This window comes from Candidatus Coatesbacteria bacterium, assembly GCA_014728225.1.
In the GTDB taxonomy this organism is placed as follows: Bacteria; RBG-13-66-14; RBG-13-66-14; order RBG-13-66-14; family RBG-13-66-14; genus WJLX01.
The window spans coordinates 1-11,383 of record WJLX01000080.1; the positions used below are offsets into that span (position 1 = coordinate 1).

General features: G+C 64.8%; 7 protein-coding genes and 1 tRNA gene. 7 read left to right on the forward strand and 1 reads right to left on the reverse strand.

Annotated features, from left to right (window positions below; genetic code table 11):
• The first annotated feature begins 1,130 nt into the window (after positions 1 to 1,130).
• Positions 1,131 to 1,493, forward strand: coding sequence for a hypothetical protein (locus tag GF399_05825; protein ID MBD3399834.1), 363 nt, complete (start codon positions 1,131 to 1,133; stop codon positions 1,491 to 1,493).
• A gap of 344 nt (positions 1,494 to 1,837) precedes the next feature.
• Here the strand turns inward: GF399_05825 and GF399_05830 are convergent, their stop codons facing one another.
• Positions 1,838 to 4,804 carry a T9SS type A sorting domain-containing protein gene (locus tag GF399_05830; GenBank protein MBD3399835.1) on the reverse strand — a complete coding sequence of 989 codons (2,967 nt, stop codon included), beginning with the start codon at positions 4,802 to 4,804 and terminating at the stop codon, positions 1,838 to 1,840.
• Positions 4,805 to 5,548: 744 nt separating this feature from the next.
• Between GF399_05830 and GF399_05835 the strand changes: the two genes are divergently transcribed.
• The 6 genes from GF399_05835 to GF399_05860 all read left to right on the forward strand — a co-directional run bounded on the left by GF399_05835 (position 5,549) and on the right by GF399_05860 (position 10,929).
• Entirely contained in the window at positions 5,549 to 6,526 is a 978-nt protein-coding gene (locus GF399_05835; GenBank protein MBD3399836.1) for a DUF1722 domain-containing protein, read from the forward strand.
• On the forward strand, positions 6,424 to 7,128 hold the full coding sequence (locus tag GF399_05840; GenBank protein ID MBD3399837.1) for a hypothetical protein: 705 nt from the start codon (positions 6,424 to 6,426) through the stop codon (positions 7,126 to 7,128). Before GF399_05835 ends, GF399_05840 begins: the two co-directional genes overlap by 103 nt.
• Positions 7,125 to 8,276 (forward strand): glycosyltransferase, encoded by a 1,152-nt coding sequence (locus GF399_05845; GenBank protein MBD3399838.1) that lies wholly within the window; start codon positions 7,125 to 7,127, stop codon positions 8,274 to 8,276. Before GF399_05840 ends, GF399_05845 begins: the two co-directional genes overlap by 4 nt.
• Before the next feature lie 79 nt (positions 8,277 to 8,355).
• On the forward strand, positions 8,356 to 9,717 hold the full coding sequence (locus tag GF399_05850; GenBank protein MBD3399839.1) for a deoxyribodipyrimidine photolyase: 1,362 nt from the start codon (positions 8,356 to 8,358) through the stop codon (positions 9,715 to 9,717).
• Between the two features lie 129 nt (positions 9,718 to 9,846).
• Positions 9,847 to 10,719 (forward strand): hypothetical protein, encoded by an 873-nt coding sequence (locus tag GF399_05855; protein MBD3399840.1) that lies wholly within the window; start codon positions 9,847 to 9,849, stop codon positions 10,717 to 10,719.
• Positions 10,720 to 10,853: 134 nt separating this feature from the next.
• Positions 10,854 to 10,929, forward strand: a tRNA-Arg gene (locus tag GF399_05860).
• The last annotated feature ends 454 nt before the right edge of the window (positions 10,930 to 11,383 follow it).

The window sequence follows — 11,383 nt, forward strand, 5'->3', positions numbered from 1 at the left end:
CGTTGATATGTGTCCGTCCATCAGCGAAATCCTGTTGGTGGCTGATGCGCTTGTGAGGGAAACCGTTGAGCGAGAGCTTGTTATAGGCTTTCCAGCCGTCGGTGTAGCTGGTCGGGTCGAGCGCGGCCTGGCGAGCGGCGGTGCGGCGCCGGCGGATTGGCCTCTAGTAGCGATAGGCCGTAGTACGATGGAGGCCCAGGTCCTTGGCGACCCGCGCCGCCGGGACGCCGAGCCGGAACAGACGCGCTGTCTCGCTTATGCGCCCGTCGGCCAGCGGTAGTGATAGCGGGTGTTGCAGCTGGGACGGTTGGCGTGCCGGTCCCCCGTCCCGCTCTTCCCCGCCACATTGCCCGCCTCTATCGGTGGCGGGATGACAGATCCGTTCACGCCGATATAAGTACCCAACTGCAATAGCTGATGTTCAGCTTCTGTGATGATCCTTAACCTATTAACTGCTCAAGCCTAATCGGAGAAAGCAGTTAACAGCACTGAGCCATGCTGCTTGGTATGTGCCAGGAGGGTTGTGCAGCAAGAGCGGCTTTCAGCGCCGCCGTCCTGATGTCAACCCGGGTCTGCTTGACGCTCTATACGGAGTAGAAGAACTCCGCTGTGAGATCCCGCCTCCATACCGTTCAACACCAGATAGACAGGGCTTCTGCTCGACCAAGTGGTAGCGCCGACCTGTAGAGCCCAAGCACGTCATTTTCATTCTCGACCGTCTTCGCGCCTTTTTCGAGCGGTATCCGTTCTCAGCAGAATGGGCCGGCAGCTTGTGTGATGTTATCAACCGTTTCAGCCCCGAGCAGGAAACCGTCATCAAGGTAAACCGATCCAGCCGTAACCGGCTATAATCGTCGATGGTCATCGTCCACTCACTCCAGTTTAGAAAAGACTGGACAAACGCGAATAATGTGCTATACTATTAGTATGAGGCTAGAGACGAAAAATCCAAATCGACCGATCGGTCATACCTCAAGTATCAAGCGATCTGTTTTGCTGTTTTTTTGCACATTGCAGAGTTATCTGGAAAAGTGATCAGCTTGCACCGGCCTCGCTGGATGAGAGTGGATAAGAGCTAAACCACCCTTCAACCGGCTATCCAGGCTATCTCGCTGATAAAGGAGGTTGCGATGAAAACCAGAGCCCTGATCATGATCATCCTGCTACTCCTGGCCGGCTCGGTGGCGGCGGAGACCTATACCGTCAGCATCACCGCGGGCGGCCTCTTCGATCCCGATTATATCGAGATCGAGCCCGGGGACAAGATCCGCTGGGAAAACAATGACGACGGCCCCCACCGGGTCAAGGCCGACGACGGCAGCTTCGATTCCGGCCGTCTGGATCCCGGAGACAGTTACACCCGAACCTTCAGCGACATCGGCACCTTCGGCTACTACGATTCCTTCCATCCCTCCACCACGGGTACGATCAAGGTCCTGGAGAACGCCGTCCTGCCGCTGAGCTGGGGCTACCTGCGCTTCCTGCTGTATTGACCCCCAGCAAGATAGATTGCACTGACCTAGGGGCCCCGCGGGGCCCCTAGGTTGTGTTCCACGTCCGTCGGCGGACGGTATCCTGTTCCTCGTGCAAGCAGTTTCGCGCCGACGGGGAACGCGGTTAACCAACTGCCGCTGAAGGCGGCTCGAGGCTGTCGGCGGGCCGGGGAGCTAAATGCCGTTAGTGCTACGGACCGACGAGGCTGATTTGACCAAGCCCCATGATTATCGGCCGAGCAGACCCCCCGACCGAGCAGAATCCCCGGATGATAAACCGACGGGAACCCTGGCGGGTTCCCGTCGGTTTATTGTTCACGCCGTCTCGGCGATCGATATCCGGGTTAGCGGACGATGACCATCCGGCGGGTGGCGGAGTTGTCAGTAGTCTCCAGCTTGTAGAAGTAGACACCGGATTCTACCGAGCGACCGCTCTGAGTGGCGCCGTTCCAGTTGACGCTGTGGCGGCCGGCGGGCAGATCTTCGTCGATGACGGTGGCGACCAGACGACCGGAGATGTCGTAGACGCTCAGGTTGACGCGTCCGGTGCTCTCGGTGGTGAAGTTGATGCTGGTTTGGCCGGAACCGGCGACGTAGGGGTTGGGATAGTTCTGCTCCAGGTTGAAGGCGAAGCGCTGATCGATGCCGGACTCGTCGACCATCTCGATCATCTCGCTGTAGCCCACGGCGTAGACGCCGAACTCGTCGATGGCGGCGTAGGCCTCGTTGGCCTGGCGATCGATCTGAGCCGCCACACGCTCCCAAGAGCCGGTTTCGTCGTTCCAACGGTAAACACTCAGCTTGTCCTCGTTGGGCACCTCGGCATTGTCGTAGCGCAGACGCAGGGTCGCGTTTTCGACGAGTTCACCGCGGCTGCTGACGTCGTAGGCGTGGCCGACGACGTGCAGGCCCAGTTTCTCGTCGGCGGAACCGCCGGCGGGATTGGAGGCCGAAACGCTGGTGGTCAGGTTGCGGCTCAGGGTCACGGCGGGGGCGGTCAGCTTGGCCACACCCGAGGAGCTGGAAAGGGTCCGGGTCTCGAGCAGTCCGCCCTGGATATCGGGACGAACCAGCAGGCTGACGGTCGCGGAGCCATTGATGGCGCCCGCGGGGACGGTCAGCTGGGCGTCGGCCACGTCGCGACCGATAACACCCCCACCCTCGTCGACATCGTCGACGGCGAGGAAGTCGCTGTAATCGAGCACCTTGACGTTACCCAGCACGTCGGCGGCGGTGACGGTCAGGTTGCCCGTGCCGTGGATGCCGTCGGGGAGGCTCCAGATAGCGGTGTAGAGCGGGTTGCCGGCATCCCAGTCGTTCCACTCGTAGCCGTCGTTGCCATGCTGGAAGCCGTTGACGTTATAGATGCTGGACTCGCCGTCCTCGTCGGTGAAGACGACCTCGTAGGAGGGGCAGGCGAACAGCAGCTCGTTCGGAGTGGCGGTGAACTCGAAGTGGGTGTCGAAGCCGGGCATCCGGGTGATGGTCAGAGCGCCGCCGGCCGAAGGATCGAAGCTCGGCGGGGTGTTGTCGCTGTTATCGTGCCGGATCCAGTAGCGGAAGCTGAGGGCGGTGCCCTCGTCGACCAGAACGTGGGGCACGAAGGCCAGCTCATGGTACTGGTTGGCGTTTTCGACCCGGATGATGCCCTTGTCACCGAAGGTGTACATCAGGTAGTCGCCTTCGGTGTCCTGAGCGGCGGCCTGGCGCAGCTCGTCCTGCATCATGACGTAGACGCCGCCCCAGTGCTTGGTTTTGTCGGCGTTCTCGGGATTGGCCTTGAAGGCGAAGACAACATCACCCTCGGGCATGCCGCCGAGATCGATGCAGTGGGTGTAGACCGAGCCGAAGCCGTCGGGGGAGTTGTAGATGTCAGCGCCGCCCTCGGGCTCCATGGTCATCCTGACGCCGTCATCGGAGATCAGATCGGCGCCGGTCCATTCCCGGGTGCCGTCCGGACTCTTGTCCTCGACCTCGCGGAAGGCGGCGGGGTTGTTCTCGTCGGGGTTGTCGTCGTCGTAGTAGTAGTAGCCCAGGTTGTTGACCATGCCGGCCTTGTGGGCCTCGCGGATCCCGGTGAACCAGTTCCAGCGCACGAAGGTGGTGAAACCGTAACCCATGCCGCCGGTGGTGGCGTCGAAGGTGTGGGTGTCGCCGTAGGCGTCACGGAATATCAGGTCCATGGACTCTTCCCAGTTCAAATCGCGCGAAGCGGTCTGCTGGGCGTAGTCCTCCCAGGCCATGATGACGGAGTTCTCCTGGCCGAAGGAATCGACCAGATCACCCACCCGGGAGTCCTGGCGGGCCAGGCTCTCCAGGTAGACGTGCCAGATGACGCTGTTGTACCAGGAGGTGACGTACTCGCGGGTCAGGCCGTAGTCGGGACGGGCCAGGAACCCGTTGACGCGGTTGCCCTGATAGGCGTTGCGCTCGGGGTAGGTCATTTCCTCGAAGAAGACCGAGGTCTTCTCCATGAAGTGGGTTGGCTCGCCGACATCGACGCCGAACTGGGTGATATGGTTGAACTCGTGGGCGGCCGTCGACAGGGTGGTGCTTTCGTCGAAGCCGTCACGGGAGAAGGCCATGTGGCCGGCGGCGTCGTTCTCGATGGTGTCCTCGATGTAGTACTCGGCCTGGGCGTAGGCCATCGAGCCGGTGACGCGGATGTAGACGTCCCAGCGCTGCTCTTCGGCCTCGTCGTCGCCGGGCAGGTGGCCGAAATCGGCGCCGTCGGGGTACCAGTCGCCGTCGCGGGGCGGGGTGTCCCAGCCGATGTCCTCGTTGAAGGCAAAGGAGTATTCCATCCCCTCGGCGATCCACTCGACGTAATCGGGGATGCCGCTGCCGTCGTTGTCGGCGACCTTGAGCAGGGCGTCGGAACCGGTCAGGGTCCACCAGATGCGGAAGTTGCCTTCCGGGGTGTCGTAGTGGTAGATCTCGGCGTCGGGCACGCCGTAGCCGCGCAGGGCGGCCTGAGCCCGATCGTCGGTGGGCCGCAGGAAGTACAGCTCGGCGTCGGCGGCCTGCTCTTCGTCGAAGACGCCCTCCTGCAGCGCTTGCCAGGCGTCCATGATCAGGGGCGTGCCGCACGTATTGGGCGGAACGAGCTCCTCGGCCTGGTATTGGGCCGGGATGCGCTCGGGCTCATGGACCAGATAGAGCTTGTAGAGGGCGTAATCGTTGAAGTCGATCTCGTTGTTGCGGTAGGCGGCGTTGAGTAGCTCCAGGGTGGTCGGAGCTTTCACGGGAGCGGCGAAGGCGCTCGTCGCCAGCACCAGCCCCAAAAGCAACGCCAGGCTGCGGGTTCTCATCAATACCCCTTTCTTGTTGCGACTCAAGGGTCTTCTCAGCGAGCGATAAAAGGTCGGTTGGTTCAAGCTAGGTGGTTAAGCTCCGGTTAAGCTCGTTGCCGTATTCAAGCGGGTTCTAACCGTCGGCGGATCCCCATCAACCGGACCGCGACAGTGGATGGTATAAAGGTTAGCTTGGAGCATGTCCAAGGATTTTACCAATAAATGGCTGAAAAAGCTATCTCCTTATCACCGCCCCTTTCGTCAGCGATTTCGTCAGCGATTTCGTCAGCGATTTCGTCAGCGATTGCCTGGATGGTGCGAACATAATCCAACCAGACTGCGCCTGTTGTTTTATCCTGGATTAGCATCGTTTTCGTTAGCGCTGAAAAGGACGGCCGGTTCGCAGCGTACGGTACGGAACCAAAGGTCCTTTCCGGTCGGGCAATCCCAATTCGATCGTCACGGTCCCGGGGCGAAACAAAGTCAAAACGGCCAATATGCTTTGCTTGTTTCCCTGACCCGGTTGATCCATATGCTTATTACGTTATAGTATTATAACGGAAAAAACACAATTCTGCAAGTGTTTTTGGGGAATTTATTCACTGGTGGCCGACGACCTCCGACCTCGACCTCGACCTCGACCCCGGCTCGTCTATGCTATACTCACCTTAGCATGCTACATCCCCGGGCGCAATACCGACCTCGTCGCTCGAAAACCCCCTGCCATCGGGAACCCCAGCCAAGCCAACCTAGCGGGGTATGATGAACGAAGAGTTCGCCCGCCCCCGGTTGGCGGTCAGCCGCTGCTTGGGCTTCGCCGCCTGCCGCTGGAACGGTGTCGCCCTGCACGACGATTACGTCGAGGCCCTGCGACCCCACGTCGACTTCATCGACCTCTGCCCCGAGGTCGACATCGGCCTGGGGGTGCCCCGCGATCCGCTGCGCGTGGTGGCGGTCAAAACCGGCGACAGCCGCGAGCCCCGGCTGCTCCAGCCCGCCACGGGCCGCGACCTGACCGCGGCGATGCGCAACCACGTCGACGAGGTTCTGGACGGCCTGGGAGACGTCGACGGCTTCCTGCTCAAACACCGCTCACCGAGCTGCGGGATCAAGGACGTCAAGATCTACTCCGCCGCCGACCAGGGCGGGGCCTTCGGCCGGGGCGGGGGCTTCTTCGGCGGTGTGGTCGCCGAGCGGTGCGGCGGCCTGGCCGTCGAGGACGAGGGCCGGCTCAACAACTACCGCCTGCGCGAGCATTTCTACACCAAGCTCTTTGCCTTGGCCGATCTGCGGCGAACCCTGACACAAGGACGTCTGGGAGCGCTGATGGACTTCCAGGCCCGCAACAAGCTGCTGCTGATGGCCTACGACCAGCAGCGGATGCGCGAGCTGGGCCGTCTGCTGGCGGCCGCCGATTCCGCCGCCCCCGGCGCGACGGCGACCCGCTACCGCGAGGGGTTCGCCAGGGCCCTCGACGAAGCGCCCGGCGTCGGCCCGGTGACCAATGTCCTGCTCCACGCCCTGGGCTACTTCTCGACCGAACTGGGCGCCGAGGAAAAAGCCTTCTTCCTCGAACTCCTCGAGGGCTACCGCAGCGCCCGCCTGCCCCTCTCGGCGGTGACCAGCGTTTTGGGCGGCTGGATCGTCCGCCACGACGAGAAGTACCTGGCCCGCCAGAGCTTTTTCTCACCCTTCCCCCCCCAGCTCGTGCGGATCACGGATTCCGGCAAGGGGCGTTGACAACCCTCCTGTTCAGCCTGCTGGGCTTCGCCTGCGGCTCCCTGCCCTTCAGCCCCTGGCTGGTGCGCCTGTTCAAGGGCGTCGACGTCCGCGGTTTCGGCGACGGCAACCCCGGCTCGGTTAACGCCTTCAAGGCCGGTGGGCCGGCCGTGGGCGTGCCGGCGCTGCTGTTGGATTACCTCAAGGGTGCCGCGCCCGTCTGGGCGGCGGTCCATCTCGGCGGGGTTTCGGGCTGGGGTCTGCTGCCCGTGCTGACGGCGCCGGTACTGGGGCACGCCTTCAGCCCCCTGCTGGGTTTTCGCGGCGGCAAGGCCGTCGCCGTGACCTTCGGCGTCTGGACCGGCCTGACCTACTGGGAGGGCCCGACGATCCTCGGCGCCGCCTTCGCGCTGCTCTACCTCGTCCAGCGCGAGGACGCCTGGACCACCCTGCTGGGCTTCGCCGTCCTGACCGCCTACCTCTTCATCCGCGCCTATCCGGCGCCCGTGCCGGCGGCCGCCGGGGTCAACCTCGGCATCCTGATCATCAAACATCTCGACGATCTGACCGGGGGGCCGCGCCTGGGATTGCCCCGGCGTCGAGCCAGACCCGAAGAGCCATGAGCGCTTTCGAGATCCACCTGCTGGGGATGCTGGTCTTCGCCGTTGCGCTGCTTATCGCCACGGCGGGCAACCTGATCGTCCTGCCCGTCCTCGGCCGGCGCAAACGGCCGCCCGTCGCCGACCCGCCCCGGGTGGCCGTCCTAGTTCCCGCCCGCAACGAGGAACGGGGGATCGTCGCCTGCCTCGAGTCGCTGCTCGGGCAGGACTATCCCGACTTCAGCGTCAGCGTCCTCGACGACGGCTCCAGCGACGCCACCCCGGAGCTGCTCCGCGACCTGCAGCGGCGTTATCCCGAGCTGCGGGTCATCCACGGCCGCCCGCCGCCAGCGGATTGGCTGGGCAAGCACTGGGCCTGCCACCAGCTCGCCGCGGGGGCCGACGCCGAGCTGCTGCTGTTCACCGACGCCGACACCAGCCACCACCCCCTGACCCTGGCCGACGCCGTGGCCGAGCTCCGCCACCGCCGCGCCGACCTGCTCAGCCTGCTGCCGCGCCAGATCATGCGCACCCCCGGCGAGCAACTGCTGGTCCCGCTGATGACCTGGTGTATCGTCAGCTTCCTGCCCCTGGCCCTGCTGCGCCTGCTCAAGCGGCCCGCCCTGGCTCCGGCCAACGGCCAATTCATGCTCTTCCGCCGCCGGACCTACGAGCGGATCGGCGGCCACGCCGCCGTTCGCGATCACGCCACCGACGACGTGGCCCTGGGACGCGCCGTCGTCAAAAACCGCGGACGCCTGGCCTTCGCCGACGGCACCCGCCGGGTGGCCTGCCGGATGTACACCGGCTTCGGCGAAGCCTTCGCCGGCTTCAGCAAGAACTTCTTCGCCATCTTCAACTACAGGCTGTTCATCTTTCTCTTCGCCTGGCTCTGGGTGGCCTTCCTCTACTGGGAGCCGCCGGTACTGCTGACGCTGGACCTCCTCGGCGCTCCGCTGTCTCCCCTCGTCTTCTGGCTGGCCGCGGCGATCCTCGGCGCCTCCCTGCTCCAGTGGCTGATGGTTTACCTGCGTTTCGGTTTCCCGGTCTGGGCCGCCCTCGGCCATCCCGTCGTCGCTCTGCTGGGCACCCTGACCGCCCTGAACTCCCTGCGGGTGACCCGGCACGGCAGCGCCCGCTGGAAGGGCCGCAAGCTGATACGGCGCCGCTAAGACCCTCTCCGGCGTCCCGCCGACCGGCCCTAACCCCCGGCGGCCGTCGCGCCTCACGCCGGAAACAACGAAGGCTGGCATGCAGCCCGAGCGCTTGACCAAGCTCAACGAGCGGCGCACCGCCGACGGCCGCTACATCCTCTACTGGATGCAGGCCGCCCAGCGCGCCGTCGACAACCCCGCCCTCGAGTACGCCGTCGGCTGGGCCGACCAGCTGGAACTACCCCTCGTCGTCGGTTTCGCCCTCCACGAGGGTTACCCCGGCGCCAACGCCCGCCACTTCGCCTTCCTGCTCCAGGGACTGGCCGAGACGGCCGCCGCTCTGGCCGAACGCCGCATCGCCTTCGTCCTGCGCCGGGGCCGACCCGTCGAGGTCATCACCGAGCTGGCCGCCGACGCCGCCGTCGTCGTCGCCGACGTCGGCTACCTGCGCCACCAGCGGCACTGGCGCGGCGAGCTGGCCCGACGCCTGAGGGTACCCCTGATCGCCGTCGAAGGCGAGGTCTGCGTCCCAGCCCGCGCCGCCTCCGACAAACAGGAGTACGCCGCCCACACCCTGCGTCCCAAACTAAACCGCCTGCTCGACCACTTCCTCGAGCCGCCCACCGCCCGAGCCCCCGCCCTGCCCGCCGACGGTCTGGGGCTCCCCGGCGAGGACTCCGACGAGGACCCCGACGACTGGCGCGCCCTGTCGGCCAAGCTGGACTGCGACGACGGTGCGACCCCCGTCACCGCTCACCATCCCGGCGGCACCCGCCAAGGACTGCGCCGCCTCGAGCACTTCATCGCCGCGAACCTCGACGACTACGCCGAGCTGCGCAACGACCCCGCCGTCGACCGTCAATCCGGCCTGTCGCCCTACCTGCACTTCGGCCAGCTCTCACCGCTGCGCGTGGTCCTCGAGGTCAGACGAACGGGCAGCCCCGGCGCCGCCGCCTTCCTCGAGCAGCTCGTCGTCCGCCGCGAACTGGCCGTCAACTGGTGCCTCCACAACCCCGCTTACGACGCCTACGCCGGCCTGCCCGACTGGGCACGCCGAACCCTCGACGAACACGCCGCCGATCCCCGACCCCGCGCCTACAACCCGGCCGAGCTCGAGAGCGCCGCCACCCACGACCCCTACTGGAACGCCGCCCAGCGTGAACTCCTCCTCAGCGGCAAGATGCACGGCTACCTGCGGATGTACTGGGGCAAGAAGATCCTCGAATGGACCCCCGAACCCGCCGAGGCCCTGTCGACCATCAACCGCCTCAACGATAAATACTCCCTCGACGGCCGCGACCCCGACGGCTACGCCGGCGCCGCCTGGTGCCTGGGCGCCCACGACCGGCCCTGGCCCGAGCGGAACATCTTCGGTAAGGTCCGCTACATGAACGCCCGCGGCCTGGAACGCAAGTTCGACATCGCCGCCTACACCGCCCGCATCGCCGCCCTCGACTGAGCCCGACCTGCAATTCCCGCGACTTTCCGCTATAATGGCTCAATACTCGGCGCTGCTCGCGCCCGTTTCAACCACGACGGCCAACCACTAACCGGCCTTGAAAAACCCCTCACGAAAAGCGAGGTTACCATGAGCAAGAAAACCTTGAGCATTCTCGCGACCCTGATCCTGGCCTCCGGCGTCTTCGCCGCCGGCAGCCTCGATTTGGCCGCTTTCTTCGACACCGCCGACAGCGGCTACATGATCTACGCCGTCGACTCCGCTGGTCAGCTCTACGTCGTCGGACCCGACAACACCTGGACCGAAGACGGCAAGCCCTGCACCGGCTCCGGACCCTACCGCCTGACCGCCTTCTTCGACTCCGCCGCCAACGAGTGGCTGGTCACCGCCCTCGATTCCAAAGGCCGCTTCTACATCTCCGGCGCCGAGGAATGGTCCGACAGCGGCATCCAGCTCAACGCCCCCGGTCCCGTCGACATGGAAGGCTTCTACGAACCCGACCTCGACGACTACCTGTTCTACGCCCTCGACAACAACGGCCAGCTCTACGTCCTCGGCCCCGACGGCTGGACCGAAGACGGCTCCCCCTGCCCCGGCGCCGGCGGCTACGACCTGACCGCCATCTACAACCCCATCCACGACGACTGGCTGGTCATGGCCGTCGACAAAAACGGCCAGTGCTTCATCTCCGGCGCCGAAGAATGGGCCGCCTACGGCAACCCCATCGGCGGCTCCGGCCCCTACGAGATCTCCATCTTCCACGACTCCGCCGCCGACACCTTCGTCCTGATGGCCCTCGATAACGCCGGTACCCTCTTCATCGATCAGGGCGGCGAAGAATGGGCCGCCCTCCCCAATAAAGTCCCCGGCTCCGCCCCCTTCAACTTCGCCTCCTTCTACGAACCCGAAATCGACGACTACATCATCCTGGCCCTCGACAAGAACGCCGACCTCTACCTGATCAGCGGCGAGGATTGGGCCCAGGTCACCGACGGCTTCTAAGCCAACCCCGACACCACCACCGCAGTTACGGGGAGGAGCCCACGCTCCTCCCCGATACCACCCCCCTCTGGACTATCCCCCCACCACGTGCTACAATACACCCCACCAAGCCCCGCCCGGGCCGCATCGACACCGCGCCCGTAGCTCAGTGGATAGAGCAGCGGTCTTCTAAACCGCTGGTCGGTGGTTCGATCCCACCCGGGCGCGCCAGGTGGGCCGAGCTTGACGCAAATCAGCCAGACGATCTCGAGCCCAGACGACCTCGAATCCACAACACCCCACCCGCTTACGCCAAGGGGGCCGAGCTTGACGCCGGCCGAGTGCAGCGCCGATGAACCGGACGCGCACATACCACACGCTCCCACCCGCTTACGCCAAGGGGGCCGAGCTTGACGCCGGCCGAGTGTAGCGCCGATGAACCGGACGCGCACATACCACACGCTCCCACCCGGGCGCGCCAGGTGGGCCGAGCTTGACGCCGGCCGAGTGTAGCGCCGATGAACCGGACGCGCACATACCACACGCTCCCACCCGCTTACGCCAAGGGGGCCTGGTTATTGTTATAAGAAACTGCGGCGACGTGTGATGGGTGGTCGCGCCACTGAGCCTCGCGTCAAGTGGGCCTAGTTATTATATGAAGAAGGGATCACACACGATCATGGAC